This window comes from Streptomyces sp. AN091965 (genome assembly GCF_022698285.1).
Taxonomy (GTDB): Bacteria; Actinomycetota; Actinomycetes; order Streptomycetales; family Streptomycetaceae; genus Streptomyces.
This window is the reverse complement of sequence record NZ_JALDMY010000001.1, coordinates 8346402-8362794: the sequence shown is the minus strand read 5'-3', so window position 1 is coordinate 8362794 and position 16393 is coordinate 8346402. Positions and strand designations below refer to the sequence as shown.

The following is a 16393-nucleotide window of genomic DNA, read 5'->3' as shown; positions in this document are numbered from 1 at the left end:
GGAGGCTAGGCCGCCACTCCCACTTTCCAAAAGAGTTTTTGCAGAATTTCTTTGGGGAAATCTTGGCGGACACGGACGGACCGGCGGGACGCGGGGCGGCCCCGAGGGCCAGGGGGCAGGAAGACCGGGAACGCAGGGCGTACGACGGCACGCACCCCGCGCCATGGGGTCGGCGCGGGGTGCGTGTGACGTGCGAGCGGATACCGTCAGTCGATACCCGGCAGGATGTGCGGCTCGGCGAGGTCGTCCTCGTAACCGGCGAGACGGATCGGGGCCGCCTTGGCCCAGGCCTCCAGGTTGCGGAGCTGCTTCGGGCGGCCCGCCCGCTCACCGCCGGTCTCGGCCTGCCGCTTCTCCTGCTTCGTCAGATCTGGTGTCACCGCGCACTCCTCTGTGTCGCGTAACGGACAAACGATGCCTCATTGCTTTCGCTGTCTTCGCGGTCGCGGTGGCGCCGGGTTCGGGCGGGATCGCGGCCGTGGTGGCGAGCCTGTCCCGGGACGGCAGCGAGGCGGTGGTGGATGCCTTCCAGCCGTCCGTTCGCACCAGATTAACCAAATGAGCGGCAGTCTGCTCGATAGCGCTAGACCTAAGGGGTGACTTCCGGACATCTCCCTGCGAGGAGACGCCCCGTCAGCCGAAGGAGGCGCGCGCCGCCCTTGACGCGGGGGCGGGCGCGCGGTGCGTCGGCGTCACCACTTGCCGGGCGCGTAGTCCTTCAGGAAGACGCCGTACACGTCGTCGCCCGCCTCGCCGCGTACGACGGGGTCGTAGACGCGGGCCGCGCCGTCGACCAGGTCGAGCGGGGCGTGGAAGCCCTCCTCGGCCAGGCGCAGCTTGTCGTAGTGGGGACGCTCGTCGGTGATCCAGCCGGTGTCGACGGAGGTCATGAGGATGCCGTCGCTCTGGAACATCTCCTGGGCGCTGGTCCGCGTCACCATGTTCATGGCGGCCTTCGCGGCGTTGGTGTTGGGGTGGCCCGCGCCCTTGTAGCCGCGGCCGAACACGCCCTCCATCGCGGAGACGTTGACGACGTACGCGCGCTTGCTCGGCGCCTTGCGCGCCGCCTCGGCCATCACCGCGCGCAGCTTGCTGATGAGGATGAACGGCGCCGTGTAGTTGCACAGCTGCGTCTCGAGGAGCTCCACGGGAGAGATCTGCTCGATGGACTGCACCCAGGTGTTGCTGTCCACGACGTCCGGCACCAGGCCGCCCGCGTCGATGGCGCTGCCGTCGCGGTGCCGCTCGACGCTGGCGTTGCCCGCGACCAGGGCGAGGTCGGCGACCTTCTGCGCGTCGAGTCCCGTGACCCCGACGGGCAGCGCGGCGAGGCCGTCCACCGCGCCGGAGTTGAAGGCGCCGATCACGTGGTGGGCGGGGAGCTCACCGGCGGGCAGCGGAGCGCTCTCGCCCTCGACCAGGGCGGCGTAGGCGGAGGGCAGCCGGCGCACGGTCTGCGTGGCGTTGTTGATCAGGATGTCCAGCGGGCCGCGCTCGGCGACCTGCTCGGCCAGGGCCACGGCCTGGGCCGGGTCGCGCAGGTCGATGCCGACGACCTCCAGGCGGTCGATCCAGTCCGCCGAGTCCTCCATGGCCTTGAACCGGCGGATGGCGTCCTTGGGGAACCGCGTGGTGACCGTGGTGTGGGCACCGTCACGCAGCAGCCGCAGCGCGATGTACATGCCGATCTTGGCGCGGCCGCCGGTGAGCAGCGCGCTCTTGCCCCTGAGGTCGGCACTGGCGTCGCGCTTGGCGCGGTTCAGGGCGGCGCACTCGGGACAGAGCTGGTGGTAGAAGTAGTCGACCTCCACGTACCGCGCCTTGCAGGTGTAGCAGGAGCGGGGGCGCTGGAGTATCCCCGCGATCTTGCCCGCCTCGGTGACCGACGACGGCAGGATGCCCTCGGTCTCGTCGTCGATGCGCTGGGCGGAGCCGGTGGCGGTGGCTTCGGTGACGGCCTTGTCGTGGGCGGTCTTCGCGGCCCGGCGCTCCTGGCGGCGGCGCTGCTTCACGGTGCGGTAGATCCCGGCCGTGGCGCGGCGCACGGTGATCGCGTCGGGGTGGTCGACCTCCAGCTCGTCGAGCTCCTCGAGCACGCTGAGGCAGACGGCGAGGCGCTCGGGGTCGATGCCCGGACCGTACGCGTCGGCCCCGGCGACGGCGCCGGTGCCTTCCTGCTGGCTCTCGTCTGTGACCGTCATCGCCGCTGTCGTTCCTCATCGCGCTCGTGCCGCGGCCCGTCTGGGGTCGACCGCGGATGCTCCAAAAGCGGAACTTTACGTAGCGCGGGGGCCCGGTATCAAACTCGTTCGGTCGTCGCAGGCGGCCACGAGCCCGGCGAGCTCCGCGCGGACGCAGGCCGCGAGCCGCTCCAGGTCCGGCACCGCGGCCCCGTCGGCGACCAGGCCGTAGTGGACGCGCCCCCGGTAGGTGGAGACCGCGACGGCCAGGGCCTGCCCGCGCGCGAGCGGAGCGAAGGGGTAGACCTCGGTGAGCGGGCAGCCGCCCAGGGCCAGGCCGAGGCTCGGCAGGGGCACGCTGGTGACGAGGACGTCGAAGAGCAGCCGGGCGGCGTGGGCGAGAGCCGGGCCGCCGACGCGGTGCCCGAGCGACGGCACGTGGTCGGCGAGCAGCGCGACGGCACCGGCGCCGCGCAGGGGCCCCGCGTCCTTGTTGCGGTCCATGGCGGCACGCACGGCGGCCAGGCGCGCCAGCGGGTCGGGGTCGTCCACGGGCAGCCGGACCAGATAGCCGGAGAGGCGGTTGCCCTGGGGGTGGGCGGTGCGCGGGCGGCGGCGCGACACGGGGACGAGGGCGCGCGGCGCGACGCCCGCGCTGCCGTCGCCGCGCTCGTCGAGCCAGCGCCGCAGCGCCCCGGCGACGACCGCGATCAGGACGTCGTTGACGGTGCCGCCCGCCGTCTTGCGTACGCGGTGGACGTCGTCGAGGTCGAGCAGGACGCCCTCGGTGCGGCGGGTGCCGGTGGGCCGGGAGGTGAGGGCGGCGCAGGAGCGCGCCCCCCAGGTCGCGCGGGCCACCGACGCGCCGATGCCGAGCGCCCGGCCGGCGTCACCGGCGGCGGACCGCAAGGACCCGGCGGCCGATCGTAAGGACTCGGCGGCCCGGCCCGGCCCGGCGCGGCGGCGGCCAGGCCGGGCAGCGCGCGCGGATCGAGGGCGCGCCACCACGGCGGGCGCGGTGCGGGGTGCGCGGCGGGGACGGCCGGGGGCTCGGCGGAGGCGGCCGGGTCCATGACGGCGGCCGCGAGCGTGAGGGCCCGAAGGCCGTCCGCGAGCGCGTGGTGGAACTTGAAGAGCACGGCGAAGGACCGGCCGTCCGCGCCGGGCAGCACGTGTGCCTCCCACGGCGGCCGGTCCCGGTCGAGGGGCCGCTGGAGCAGCGGGCCCGCCGCCGCCTGGAAGTCCCGCACGGGCGCGGCGAGCCGTACGTGCTCCAACGGGTCGAAGCCGGGCGCGGGGTGGCGCGCGGCGCCGCCGAGGGGCAGCAGCACCTGCCGGATGCGCAGGCGCAGGCCCGGTACGGCGGCGGCGCGCGCGGCGAGCAGCTCGGCGGCGTGCGCGGCGGCCGACGGCGAGTCGGCCGCGAAGACGCCGAGGGCCCCCAGGTGCACGGGGTGTTCGGCGGACTCGATGCTCCAGAAGGCGAGATCGAGGGGTGCGAGCAGGTCTGAGCTCTCAGAGGTCATGGCTTGCTCTCGCGTCGATGACGGGGAGCAAGCAGCCAATCACCCTCTGACAATTACGGTCAAGTACGATCTAGCTACGTACAGTTAACGCCTCATGAAGGCCCGCGCACCCCTCGATCCTCGGCTCACACCGTCCTGGCGAGGCGGTCCGCGAGCAGCTTGGCGAAGCGCGCCGGGTCCGCCAGGTCGCCCCCTTCGGCGAGCAGGGCGGTGCCGTAGAGGAGCTCGGCCGTCTCGGTCAGCTCCGGGGCGTCGGCACGCTGCTCGTGCGCGGCCCTGAGGCCGGTGACCAGCGGGTGCTCGGGGTTCAGCTCCAGGATGCGCTTGACCGGCGGGACCTCCTGGCCCATCGCCTTGTACATCTTCTCCAGCGTCGGCGTGAGCCCCTCCGCGTCACTGACCAGGCACGCGGGCGAACTGGTGAGGCGGGTGGTCAGCCGGACGTCCTTCACGTCGTCGAGGGCCTCCTTGAGCCAGCCGAGCAGCGGCGCGTAGGTGCCGGACTCCTCCTCCGACAGCTCCTCGTCGGCGGGCAGGTCGACCGCGCCCCGCGTGACGGACTGGAACTCCTTGCCGTCGTACTCCCGCACGCCCTCGACCCAGATCTCGTCCACCGGGTCGGTGAGCAGCAGGACCTCGTACTCCTTGGCCCGGAAGGCCTCCAGGTGCGGGGAGTTCTCGACCTGTGCGCGGCTCTCGCCGGTCATGAAGTAGATCTTGTCCTGGCCGTCCTTCATCCGGGCGATGTAGTCGGCCAGGGTGGTGGGCTCCTCGCCCGCGGTGGAGGAGAAGGACGCGATGTCGAGGAGCGCCTTGTGGTCCTCGGACCCGTCCAGCAGGCCCTCCTTCACGGCGGGGCCGAACTCCCGCCAGAACGTGCGGTACTTGTCCGCGTCGTTCTTCATGAGGTCCTTGACGGTGGACAGGACCTTCTTCGCCAGACGGCGGCGGATCAGCTGGATGTGCCGGTCCTGCTGGAGGATCTCGCGCGAGATGTTCAGGGACAGGTCGGCCGCGTCCACGACTCCCTTGACGAAGCGGAGGTGGTCGGGCAGCAGCTCGCGGGTGTCGTCCATGATGAACACGCGCTTGACGTACAGCTGGACGCCGTGCCGGGCGTCGCGCTGGAAGAGGTCGTGCGGGGCGCGCGACGGGATGAAGAGCAGGGCCTCGTACTCGAAGGTGCCCTCCGCCCGCATCTGGATGACCTCAAGCGGGTCCGCCCAGTCGTGGCTGACGTGCCGGTAGAACTCCTGGTACTCCTCGTCCTTGACCTCGGAGCGCGGCCGCGCCCAGAGCGCCTTCATCGAGTTGAGGGTGTCGTCGCCCATCCGGATGGGGAACGAGATGAAGTCCGAGTACCGCTTGACGATCTCCCGGATCTTCCGGTCGTCGGCGTAGTCGTACAGCGCGTCCTCTTCGTCCGCGGGACGCAGGTGGACGGTGACCGCGGTGCCTTCCGGCGCGTCCTCGACGGTCTCGATGGTGTACGTGCCGTCGCCGTCGGACTGCCAGCGGACGCCGCCTTGCGCACCGGCCGCGCGCGTGAGCAGGCTGACCTTGTCCGCGACCATGAACACGGAGTAGAAGCCGACGCCGAACTGGCCGATCAGCTCGGCCGACTCCGTGTGCTCGCCGTTCCCCTTGTCCCCCTTTTCCCCCTTGTTCGCCTTGTTCGCCTTGAGCCGGCGCAGGGTCTCGGCCGTGCCGGACCGGGCGATGGTGCCGATCAGCCCCACCACGTCCTCGCGGGACATGCCGATGCCGTTGTCCCGCACGGTCAGGGTGCGGGCCTCGCTGTCGGCCTCGATCTCGATGTGCAGGTCGTCGGCCCGCAGCGCGTCGTCGGTGAGGCCCGCGAGACGCCGTTTGTCGAGGGCGTCGGAGGCGTTGGAGATGAGCTCGCGCAGGAAGATGTCCTTGTTCGAATAGATCGAGTGGACCATCAACTGGAGGAGCTGCCGCGCTTCCGCCTGGAACTCCAGCGTCTCGGTGCTCATTACGTCCCTTCGCTCTGTCTGATGTGCACAGGTCGGTCACAGGATGCGCGCGTACGCGCCACCGAAATCTGACACACCGACATCCGCCCGGACAAGCGCACACGGCAAGGCGACGGGCCCTCCCCCGGCCCCGTCCGGGCAGCGGGAGGGCCCGCCGCCTCACTCCGCGACGTAGGTGCGCTGGGTCCACACGAAGACGCGCAGCTCGCGGTCGTCGACGCGGGTCGTCTCGGAGCTGGCCTCGAAGTGTTCGTAGCGGTTGCCGCACAACACCTTGACCTTGTCCACGCCGAGGTCCGGCAGATAGTGCAGTCGGTCCTCGTCCGTGATCAACGAGCGAGAGCCGCCGCTCAGGAAAACGTTGGGAGTGCCTTTGTCGACCATGCTCATCCTCACCTTCCGGGCCAGCGGTTCCGGTTGTCGCGCTGAACTTGCGTTTCCAGGACTGTGGTTGCGCCGGGTGACCGCCCGCGGCGACCTGCTCCCGCGCGGGTGGCGACGGCCGTGAACGGATCAGTGGAGGGCCGGGTGCGACGGGGGGCGCACCCGGCCCTGGTCTGTGGGGAGCACTCGCGCACCGACGCGATCTGCCGTCCCGTCAGCTCACCTGGTCCGCCGGTCCGTCAGCTCGGCGGGGCGGACGCGGGGTCTCTCGCGCGCGTTCGGCCCGCTTTCCCCATTTCCGGCCTCGAATTCGGCCGCGGGTCGCGAGCGCGCGGACGACTCCGGAATACGGAGATCATTCACCTGCGGGAAGACGTCTTCCCCGCCGCGCTCCCGTGCGACGAAGGCGTACCCGCGCAGCCCGTCACTCCGGCTCACTCGCCCCATGGCCATCCCCCACCCCCGCTCCTTCCAGGAACTGCCGCCCAGCGTACGCGGAGCGTACGGGCAGCGGTATAGGTACCGGCGTCCATATCTGGCCTCGGTATCAGGTCTACCAAAGCTAGTAGACCCGTTGCTCCTCGTGCAGGGTCGGGCGCGCACGCGCCCCCGCGCGCCGCCGGAACTATCAATTCTGATGATGGCGTGCCGCACGGGGATTCGGGATGGTGGAGGCGGCCCGTGGTTCACCGGTCGTCCGCTCCCCGAAGGAATAGCGAGGTGCCGCCTTGAGTGTCGTCCTTCTCCTGAACGGGCCCAATCTGGGCGTGCTGGGCCGACGCGAGCCCGAGATATACGGCACGGATACGCTCGCGGACATCGAGGCGGCGGTGGCCGAGGAAGTCGGCGTCCGGGGCTGGGAAGTCCTCTCCCTCCAGCACGACTCGGAAGGCGATCTCGTCGGGGCGATTCACCGGCACGGCCCGAGTACGGTCGGGGCCGTCGTCAATCCGGGTGCCCTCATGATTGCGGGATGGAGTCTGCGCGACGCCCTCGCGAGCTATGCGCCGCCGTGGGTCGAAGTGCATCTCAGCAATGTGTGGGCCCGCGAGCAATTCCGCCACGAATCGGTGATCGCGCCGCTGGCGAGCGGGGTCGTGGTCGGCCTGGGGGCCTTCGGCTACCGCCTGGCCGCCCAAGCCCTGTTGCATCTCACGGCGACCGCCCCGCGGAGCCCTCAGCGGCTGAACGGCGAGGTGGGCGGGGTCAGGCCCTAACGGAGCCCGCGGTTACGGCGAGTCGCGCGCGCCGGCCGACGGCACGGAGCCGAGCCGGAATCCGATGCCGCGTTTGGTCTCGATCCAGTCGTAGGATCCGAGCTTCTGACGCAGCGCCCCGATATGCACGTCCAGGGTGCGCGTCGAGCCGAACCAATGCTCGTTCCACACCCGCGCGATGATGGCCTTGCGGGTGTGCAGCGTATCGGGGTCCTCCATCAGCATGGAGAGCAGATCGAACTCCTTGGGGGTCAGTCTGACCGGCCGCCCTTCCAAGGTCACGTCCCGATTGCGCGGATTCAGCCGCAGCGGCCCCGCGACCAGTATCTCGCCCGCCGGGGCGGACGGTCCCGGAGCGTTCTGGCCGACCGGACAGGAAGAGGAGCGCCGCATGACGGCGTCCATGCTCGCCTGCAACTCGTGGAGCGAGTCGGATTTCACCACGCAGTAATCCGCTCCGGCGTTCAGGGCGAGCACCCGGTCGATCTCATTGGCACAGGCACCGACAATGATGATGGGCACGGATGCCTGGTTGCGGATTCTTTTGCACACCTCGTGGCTGTCCATGCCGGGAGTGGAGGAGTCGAGCAGCAGCAGATCGAAGTCTCCGAAGCTCTCCAGGGCCTGCGCGCCGGTCGGCACCGAGATGACGAAGTACTTCGCGGGGAGCGGTGGGTGGTGCAGGGCGGTGCTCAGACGCGCATCATTGCTGACCAGCAGAACGCGTGTGGATGGCTTTCCCAAAACGCTTCCCTCCTGAATTACCGTTGACCTGCCCGACTCCTCTTGCTGCGCTCTGGACTACCTGCCCCCTATTGATCCGACCTGAAGACCTACCCGGCTGCTATTGCTCCGAAACGGTAGCTGTTCTTCCGGCTTGGATTTTGCGTGAGTGAACTGGCGGGATATGTGGGGCAGTTGACACCCACGGCACGGCAGGCACCCCGGGCCCGGGCACCGTCGACGACATCGAGGGTTCGGACGCGTCCTCCGGCGGCCACGGGGCCCTCGGGCGCCACCGCAGGACGCCGCTCGCCGCCTCGCTCCCCCGGCCACCCCGCGGGCCACTTCACGCACAAGGTCCACCTCGTCCTGGACGGTCACTCCGCACACGGCCACCGCGAGGTCCGCACCCGAGGCACCCGCCGGCCCGGCCGGGTCGCACCGCGCGCCCCACCACCCCACTCCCGCCAGGGCGGGACACCCCGGCGTGATCGCGCAGGCACCCACCGTGCCACAGCAAGATCATCCTGCAAAGACCCCGAAAGCCCCTATCCTCACGCGATCCGACCGCCCTCAACACACCACCCGGGATGCGAGGGGCGCGAATGCGGGGGTTACTCATCCGTAAGTCCACGTGCGGCCGCTAAGGTAAGAATCTGGCCACAGCAAGAAATGGGCCACGGGAAAGCTGCCGCCCGGGAAGATCGCTGCAAAGCCGGTCAAATCGCAGGCGACACCACGGGACCCCTGTCGCAGCTTTGAAATTATGCTTCATCTCCGCTGAAGTGCTCCTGCACTTCAGGGGCTTAACGTTGGATCATCGGAACATGTCAGATGCAACGTGAGCCCCCTCCCCCTTCCGGCCGGTCCTTCCTCATCGGCACCGACCGGTGCCGCCCCTACGGCATGTCTGCCCGCATCACGGCGACGAAGTCGACACCGCGCGGTAGTCGACGAGGCGTCACATAGGGGTGGTACGCGCCCCCTTGCGCGCCTGCTCGCCATAACCGTTCCTGCGCGCACTTTCCCGTGGCCGACGTGGCCGGAGCGGCACACCGGCCACGCGGCGTCAGTGATGAGCCAATGATCCGTGCTGGGCCAATGACAGGAGATGTGATGCTCGATTCACCGTTCCGCTTGCAGCTGCCACCCTCCCTCTACGTCATGGGGGCCTGCCGCAACAGCTCCTGTGAAACCGTTCAGCTGGCCACACTCTCCTTTTCCGCCTGGTCGCGCGGTGATCTCACAGAAGGACTGCGCCTCGCGGAGAGAGCCGGAAAAACAGAACCGCGGTGCTCGGGGAATTGTGTGGGCCTCGCCAGGATCTGGCACTCCGCGCTCCTGGTGAGAATCCGGGAGCCCGCGGCCGGGGCGCGCGTGCTCGCCGGTGCGCAGGAGACGACGGTCAGCACCGCGGAGACCGGCGGCCTCGTCGCGGCCTCCCTGACGTGCGCGGCGGAACTCGCCTTCACCCAGGGGGACATCGACACCGCCGTCGACCTGGCGGCCCAGGGCGTGCGCGAGGCCCAGCAGCTCGGCCTCACCTGTCTGCTGCCCGAGGCGCACGCCGTGATGGCGCTCAGCGCCCTCCGGCAGGGCGACATGAGCGTGAGCTCGGACTTCGCCAACCAGCTGCGGGACGACGCCCTGCTGGGGCAGACCATCCACCGCCCCAGCCAGTGCGCCTGGGCGGCGGCCCAACTCCTGGAGGTGCAGGGCGGCGCGGCGAGCGCCGCCCATCTCGTCGTCGGCATCATCACGGACGACCAGCTCGTCCTGGAGCTCCTGGCCGCACAGCCGGCCGCCGCGGCCTGGCTGGTCCGGGCGGCGCGGAAGCTGGGCGACGAGGTCCTCGCCAAGCGGGTGACCGCCGAGGCGTCCGAACTCGCCGCGCGCAACCCCGGAATCCGTTCCGTGGAAGCGGCGGGAACACATGCCGAGGGGCTCCTCGCGGAGAATCCCGAAATCCTCATCACCGCGGCCGAAACACATCGGGACGCGTGGGCGGGCGCCTCCGCCCATGAAGACGCCGGAAAGCTCCTCGCGGACACCCGTCAGGAACGGGACCGGGCCGTGGAAATCCTGGAAAGGGCGGTGGACGGGTACTCCAAGTCCGCGGCCCCGCGCGATGCCCGCCGGGTCGTCAGCAGACTCCGTTCGCTGGGAGTACGGCGCGGCCGCTATCCGCAGTACGCCACCCACGACAGCGTGAAGATCGGCTCTCTCACCAATTCGGAAGTGGCCGTGGCCGAGCTGGTGAGCCAGGGGTTCACGAACTCTCAGGTCGGTGAGCGCCTCTTCATCTCCGGCCACACCGTGGCATTCCACCTCAAGAAGATTTTCCGCAAGATGAATGTGGCCTCGCGCGTCGAACTCACCCGCACGTGGAGCCGGATCTCCAGCGCCGATTACTGAACCCGGCGCCGTCGTTCGACATCCGGTGGTAACGTTACCCGGCTGCGGTCCGGAGCAGCGCACCGGAAAGAGGAAGTGTCCCGCGCGGGGTGTGGACGGAGTTTCTCCCGTTCGTGCCGTGCGGTCAACGGGGCACTTCCGCGAGGCAATTCACCGTGCCCCGGAGGCAAATCACCATGAAGATCATCGCGGATGCCGCCACATGCGTCGGCTCCGGCCAGTGCGTGTTCACCGAGCCGGGCCTGTTCGACCAGAGCGAGGACGAGGGCACGGTCGTCGTGCTCGACGCCGAGCCCACGGGCGACCTCCTGTTGCGCAAGGCCCGCGAGGCCGTCGACAACTGCCCGGCCCAGGCGCTCTCCCTGGCCGAGTGAGCCGCCCTGCGGCCTATCAGATCGAGGGGTGCCCAGCGGGTCGGGGCCGCCCTAGTCTTCGAGGAACGAGCCCGCCCCTTCCATCCGGCGCCGCACGGCGGAGCCCCCTGGTGTGCCCGCCTCGCGTCCGCGGGCCCGCGCGCCCCGCCCCTTTCGGCGTCCCGGGCGCTCGTGACCGCGGTGTCGCGCGAGAGCGGTGTGCCGCTCGGCTCGCGCGGTGACCGCCGCGGTCTTCCCGGCAGAGAGAGGACTTCGTCGATGACCGCGATCAACGCCTGGCTGGCCGAGGACTACGCGCAGGTGAACGCGCCCCACATCAAGACGGCGCTCGCCGCCCTCGAACGCGCGGGCGGCGCCCTGGACAAGGGCGGCACCTTCGCCGAGATCGGCTGCGGCACCGGGGAGGTCGCGCGGGCCGTCGCGGAGCGGGGCTTCGACGTGTGGGCCAGCGACGCGTCACCGTCCATGGTGGCGGCGACCCGGCAGCGGTGCGCCGGGCTCCCCGTGCGCGCCGAGGTCTGCCCGGCCGAGGAACTCCAGCTGCCGGAGGGGCAGTTCGACCTCATCCACTCCTCCTGGGTGCTGCACTGGCTGGCCGAGGCCGAGGAGCCGCTGCGCCGGATGGCCCGTGCGCTGCGCCCGGGCGGTCACCTCGTCCTCCAGTGGTCCGGCGCCCAGCCGCGCGGCGACGGCGCGGGGATGTTCGGGATCGTCCGCGAGGTCTCCGGCAGCGGGAAGTGGAAGGACCTGCTCGCCTCGGCGCCCCCCGCGATGCGCGACTATCCGGCCGACGACGTGGCCCGGGTGCTCCAGGACGCCGGTCTCGAACTGACCGACTACGACCCGGCGATCGTGCACGCGCTCGGCGGCAACGGCACGATGCCCTCCGACGCGGAGCTGGCGGAGATGCGCCGGCGCTACAAGCTGATGGGCTTCGCCACGCAGGCCGACGCGCTCGGCGAGCGCGTCGACGAGTTCGTGGACGAGGTCCTCCGGGCCGCCTTCGCGGCGGGCAAGGCCGGTCTCCACCACGCCAGGATCGTCGCCCGGCGACCGGAGTGAGTACGGGGCGCGGGATCCCCCGTTACGCAGCGGGACGTCGCGGCAGCCGACCAGCCGACCCGAAGGGATGAGTGCGATGAATGCAGCGGACACGTTCACGCGTCTGCGCGAGTACATGGTGGGGCCCTCGCGGTTCATGATCCTGCTGTCCTGTTTCGAGCTCGGCATCGTCGACGCGCTGCGCGAGCGGCCCGGCATGACCGCGGCCCAGCTCGGCGAGGCCGTCGGCGCCAAGCCGGACGCCGTGGAACAACTCCTGCACCTGCCGGTCAAGGAGGGCTTCGTCGCGTTCGACAAGGCCTCCGGCGGCTACTCCCTCGACGCGTTCGCGGGCGTGTCCGCGGCCGACCTCCAGCGAGTGCTCCCCGCCCTGAACATGATCAAGGTCGTCATGCTCCGGCAGATGTTCTACCTCACCGACAGCGTCAGGACCGGCAGCATCGTCGGCCTGGACAAGCTGTACGGATTCGAGGGCAACCTCTACGAGGCCGTGGCCGAGCACAAGGACCTGCGCGAGTCCTGGGCGACGATGATGGACGACGTCACCGCCCACATGGACCCCTGGTTCTTCCGCAACATCCACGTCCCGCCGGGCTCGCGCGTGCTCGACCTGGCCGGGAACACCGGGCTCGGCGCGATCCTCGCCCACCGCCTCAAGGCGTCGCCCGGCCTGCGCGTGACGACGTTCGACCTGCCCGAGAAGAAGGACGAGTGCCTGGCGAACTTCCGGGCCCAGGGCGTGGCGGAGCACTGCTCCTTCATCGGCGGCGACGTTTTCGAGAGCGTACCCAAGGGGTTCGACGTCGTCCTGATCAAGCACTTCCTCGACATGTTCGACAAGGACGACGTGCGGACGATCCTCCACCGCGTCAGCGAGGCGCTGGACGTCGGCGGGAAGGTCAACATCCTCGTGCCGGTCTACCCCGAGGACATCAGGGAGCCCAGCAGCGTCGGCGTCGACATCTTCCCCGCCTACTTCCTCGGCTGCACCATGGGCCAGGGCGGCCCGCAGAAGCTGTCGACGTACCGCAAGTGGCTGGAGGAGGCCGGGTTCCGGGTCACCAGGACGGTCGCCCAGGACCTCACCGCCCTGCCGGGGTCCCTGATCGCCCACGGCATCCTGTGCGCGACGAAGGCCGCCTGACCGCACCGGCTCGACACGCCCCGAGTGCTCGTACGCCGTACCCCCTCGCCCGGCCTGCTGTCAGGGGCGAGGGGGTACGGCGTACGAGCACTCAGACCAGGCGCAGCGGGAGCGTGTCGACACGGGTGACGCCGGGCCGCAGGGTCCACCGGATCTCCTCGCGCCGCACCGCCAGGGACAGGCCGGGGAACCGGTCGAACAGCGCGTGCAGCGCCACCTCCGCCTCCTGGAGCGCCAGCGGCGCGCCGAGGCAGTAGTGCGCCCCCTGGCCGAAGCCGAGGTGGCTCTGCCCGGCCCCGCGGCCGACGTCGAGGCGCTCGGGCTCCTCGTACCGGCGCGGGTCGGTGTTGGCGGGCAGGATCAGCGGCATGACCGTGGCGCCCGCCGGGATCGTCACGCCGCCCAGCTCGACGTCCTCCGAGGGGTGCCGGGGCAGACCCCACTGGGTGGGGCCCAGGCGCATGAGTTCGTTGACCGCCTGCGGCCAGCGGGACGGGTCCGCCCGGACGAGGGCCAGCTGGTCCGGGTTCTCCAGGAGGGCGAGCACCGAGTTGGCGAGCAGGTGCGTCGTCGTCTCGTGCCCGGTGATGACCAGGGTGAAGACGAGGGTGATCATCTCCCGTTCGGAGAGCCGGTCGCCGTCGTCCTCCTGGGCCTGGATGAGCGCGGAGATCAGGTCGTCGCGCGGCTCGGCGCGGCGCCGCGCGATGGCCTCCAGCATGTGGTCGACGCACGCGCGCATGACCTGCGGGAGGCGCTCGCGGTGCTCCGTCGGCGAGGACAGGCAGTGGCCCCACTCGAACCAGGGCGCGCGGTCCGCCTCGTCGATGCCGACCAGCTCGCAGATCACGGTGAACGGCAGCGGGTAGCAGAACGCGGTCAACAGGTCGACGGGGACGCCGTCGCGCCCCGTAGCGGCCATCCCGTCGAGCAGCGCCGTGGTGATCTCCTCGACCCGCGGGCGCAACCGGGCCACGCGGCGGGCCGTGAACGCCTTGGAGACCAGGCCGCGCAGCCGCCGGTGGTCCGCACCGTCGATCTGCATCAGCTTGTCTTCGAGGTAGTCGACCAGGTCGGTGGGGAGGTTGAGCTGGCGCATGATCGTCGTCCGGGTGTCCGGGGCGTCCGGCACCGAAGCGGGGTCGTTGTGGAACCTCGGGTCGGTCAGGACCCGGCGTACGTCCTCGTAGCGGGTGACCAGCCACATCGGGCGCCCGCCCATGATCGAGCCGGTCAGGGTCGGCGCCTGCTCGCGCAGCCGCGCGTACGCGCCGAACGGGTCGGCGATCAGGTCCGGCGAGAGCAGGTCGACCGGCTCGGTCGCGTTCTCGGCGGTGGCTGTCATGGGGCTCCCCCTCGGCGTCGAGGAATTGTCTCGTCGTCCGGTCCTGAAGGAGACCGGTGGATCCGCTGCTACGGAGTACGTGCGGCCGTACGGTCGTTGTCCGTGCGGCCGTACGGTCGTTGGCACGGTTCCTGGGCAGGCTAGGACAGGAATTTCCGGTGGAGCATCCCTCAACCTGGTAAGGTTTTCGGCTCCTTGACACCTTTCGTACCGTGGAATAGCGTGCCAGCGTTTTCCCTCGAATTCCCACGCGGCCGACGTCCCATGTGATCGATTTCCCGCGTGGTGGAATTCCGCCTCTGCCAACAGCGCGCACGTGCGAGGTTTTCCTTGACGCCGTTCAGCGAAGTTCCTGTGGACCCCGCGGACGCCGACGTCGTCGTCGTGGGCAACGGGCCGGTCGGCGCCGCGCTCTCGGTCCTGCTCGCCCAGCGCGGCTGGCGCGTGACCGTGCTGGAGCGCCGTCGGCGACCGTATCCGCTCCCCCGGGCGACCAGCTTCGACGGGGAGACCGCCCGGCTCCTCGCCACCACCGGCATCGGCTCCGGCCTGGGCCGCATCACCGAACCGGCCAACGGCTACCAGTGGCGGACCGCCGCCGGTGCGGCGCTCGTGGACATCCCCTTCACGACGGCGGGCCCCTACGGCTGGCCGGACGCCAGCACGATGCACCAGCCCGCCCTGGAGGAGCTGATCGCGGCCAGGGCCGCGGCGCTCGACGGGGTCACGGTCCTGCGCGGCCACGAGGTCGTGGGCATCGCCGACGGCGAGCGGCGGGTGGAGGTGACGGCCGCCACCGGCGACGGCTCCACCCACGTCCTGTCCGCGCGGTGGGTCGTGGGCTGCGACGGCGCCAACAGCTTCGTGCGCGACCACCTCGACGTGCCCGTCACCGACCTCGGGTTCTCCTACGAGTGGCTGCTCTGCGACGTCGAGCTGCGCGAGCCGCGCGCGTTCACCCCCACCAACGTGCAGGTCTGCGACCCGGCGCGGCCCACGACCCTGGTGGGCAGCGGCCCCGGGCGGCGGCGCTGGGAGTTCATGCGGCTGCCGGGCGAGAGCGCGGCCGAGCTCACCAGGGACGAGACGGCCTGGCGGCTGCTCGCTCCGTTCGGCGTCACCCCCGACACGGCGACGCTGCTGCGCAGCACCACGTACATCTTCCAGGCCAGTTGGGCCGACCGGTGGCGCGTGGGGCACGTCCTGCTCGCCGGGGACGCGGCCCACCTCATGCCGCCCTTCGCCGGGCAGGGCATGTGCTCCGGCATCCGGGACGTCGTCAACCTGGCGTGGAAGCTGGATCTGACGCTGCGCGGCCGCGCGGCCGCGTCCCTCCTGGACAGCTATGCGCAGGAGCGCCGCGCGCAGGCCAAGGAGGCGATCCTGGCCTCGGTCCAGCTGGGCCGGCTGATCTGTGTGACGGACCCCGTGGCCGCCGCGGAGCGGGATGCCACAGTCCTCGCCAACCGGCGCGGCCGCGCCCCCTCGGGGCCGGAGCCCGCGAAGCCGCTGCCCGGCGGGCTGCTGCACCGCGGGGCCGCGGCGACCGCGCCCGCGGGCGCGGTCGTTCCGCAGGGGCGCGTGGGCCGGGGCGGCCCGGCCGGTCTCTTCGACGACGTGGTGGGCCGTGGCTTCGTCCTGCTGACCACCGAGGAGCCGGGGGCCGTGCTCGACGCGGAGCGGCTGGCCTTCCTCGGGGAGCTGGAGGCCCACGTGGTGCGGCTGTTGCCGCCGGGAGCCACGGCGGACCACGCGCAGGGCAGCGCCGTCGAGGTGGTGGACACCGACGACGTCTACCGGCCGTATCTGGCCCGGTGCGCGGCGACGGCACTGCTCGTCCGCCCGGACTACCACGTCTTCGGCGCCGCGAGCGGCCCCGACGGCGTCCGCGAGCTGATCGACGACCTGCGGGAGCAGCTGTACGCGCCGCTTCCGACCGGCGTGCCGCACGGGACGGGCTGACAGGCCGTAGCGGGCGCACCCGGGCGCACGACCGCCGCGCCGGGGCCGGTCCCCGGCGCGG

At 71.0% G+C, this 16393-nt stretch carries 13 protein-coding genes and 1 pseudogene; 6 read left to right on the top strand and 8 right to left on the bottom strand.

Annotated features, from left to right (window positions below; translation table 11 throughout):
• Nucleotides 1-206: 206 nt before the first annotated feature.
• The 6 genes and pseudogenes from MQV74_RS34755 to MQV74_RS34730 all read right to left on the bottom strand — a co-directional run bounded on the left by MQV74_RS34755 (nt 207) and on the right by MQV74_RS34730 (nt 6090).
• A complete protein-coding gene (locus tag MQV74_RS34755) occupies nt 207-380 on the bottom strand; it encodes a hypothetical protein (protein ID WP_172381448.1) in 174 nt (57 codons plus the stop codon).
• Nucleotides 381-692: 312 nt separating this feature from the next.
• On the bottom strand, nt 693-2201 hold the full coding sequence (locus MQV74_RS34750; RefSeq protein WP_242726961.1) for an SDR family NAD(P)-dependent oxidoreductase: 1509 nt from the start codon (nt 2199-2201) through the stop codon (nt 693-695).
• 75 nt (nt 2202-2276) lie between these two features.
• A complete protein-coding gene (locus MQV74_RS41460; protein ID WP_374120732.1) occupies nt 2277-3185 on the bottom strand; it encodes a WS/DGAT domain-containing protein in 909 nt (302 codons plus the stop codon).
• A gap of 113 nt (nt 3186-3298) precedes the next feature.
• Nucleotides 3299-3706: pseudogene (locus MQV74_RS41455) on the bottom strand (wax ester/triacylglycerol synthase domain-containing protein); the annotation flags it as partial.
• Nucleotides 3707-3831: 125 nt separating this feature from the next.
• Complete coding sequence (htpG, locus tag MQV74_RS34735) at nt 3832-5706, bottom strand: molecular chaperone HtpG (protein ID WP_242726959.1); 1875 nt, start codon at nt 5704-5706, stop codon at nt 3832-3834.
• A 159-nt stretch (nt 5707-5865) separates the two neighbouring features.
• Nucleotides 5866-6090, bottom strand: coding sequence for a DUF5988 family protein (locus MQV74_RS34730; protein ID WP_242726957.1), 225 nt, complete (start codon nt 6088-6090; stop codon nt 5866-5868).
• Nucleotides 6091-6818: 728 nt separating this feature from the next.
• Between MQV74_RS34730 and MQV74_RS34725 the strand changes: the two genes are divergently transcribed.
• Nucleotides 6819-7307: a type II 3-dehydroquinate dehydratase gene (locus MQV74_RS34725; protein ID WP_242726955.1), complete on the top strand. Its 489-nt coding sequence runs from the start codon at nt 6819-6821 to the stop codon at nt 7305-7307.
• Nucleotides 7308-7319: 12 nt separating this feature from the next.
• Here the strand turns inward: MQV74_RS34725 and MQV74_RS34720 are convergent, their stop codons facing one another.
• Nucleotides 7320-8051 (bottom strand): response regulator transcription factor, encoded by a 732-nt coding sequence (locus MQV74_RS34720; RefSeq protein WP_242726949.1) that lies wholly within the window; start codon nt 8049-8051, stop codon nt 7320-7322.
• A 1287-nt stretch (nt 8052-9338) separates the two neighbouring features.
• On the opposite strand from MQV74_RS34720, the gene MQV74_RS34715 reads away from it, so the two are divergent.
• The 4 genes from MQV74_RS34715 to MQV74_RS34700 all read left to right on the top strand — a co-directional run bounded on the left by MQV74_RS34715 (nt 9339) and on the right by MQV74_RS34700 (nt 13025).
• On the top strand, nt 9339-10445 hold the full coding sequence (locus tag MQV74_RS34715; protein WP_242726947.1) for a helix-turn-helix transcriptional regulator: 1107 nt from the start codon (nt 9339-9341) through the stop codon (nt 10443-10445).
• A 176-nt stretch (nt 10446-10621) separates the two neighbouring features.
• Entirely contained in the window at nt 10622-10819 is a 198-nt protein-coding gene (locus tag MQV74_RS34710) for a ferredoxin (RefSeq protein ID WP_242726945.1), read from the top strand.
• 258 nt (nt 10820-11077) lie between these two features.
• Complete coding sequence (locus MQV74_RS34705) at nt 11078-11881, top strand: methyltransferase domain-containing protein (RefSeq protein ID WP_242726943.1); 804 nt, start codon at nt 11078-11080, stop codon at nt 11879-11881.
• A gap of 76 nt (nt 11882-11957) precedes the next feature.
• Nucleotides 11958-13025 carry an acetylserotonin O-methyltransferase gene (locus MQV74_RS34700; protein ID WP_242726941.1) on the top strand — a complete coding sequence of 356 codons (1068 nt, stop codon included), beginning with the start codon at nt 11958-11960 and terminating at the stop codon, nt 13023-13025.
• A gap of 91 nt (nt 13026-13116) precedes the next feature.
• On the opposite strand, the gene MQV74_RS34695 is transcribed toward MQV74_RS34700, so the two are convergent.
• A complete protein-coding gene (locus tag MQV74_RS34695) occupies nt 13117-14370 on the bottom strand; it encodes a cytochrome P450 family protein (RefSeq protein ID WP_242726939.1) in 1254 nt (417 codons plus the stop codon).
• Between the two features lie 354 nt (nt 14371-14724).
• On the opposite strand from MQV74_RS34695, the gene mhpA reads away from it, so the two are divergent.
• A complete protein-coding gene (gene mhpA, locus MQV74_RS34690) occupies nt 14725-16332 on the top strand; it encodes a bifunctional 3-(3-hydroxy-phenyl)propionate/3-hydroxycinnamic acid hydroxylase MhpA (protein WP_242726937.1) in 1608 nt (535 codons plus the stop codon).
• The last annotated feature ends 61 nt before the right edge of the window (nt 16333-16393 follow it).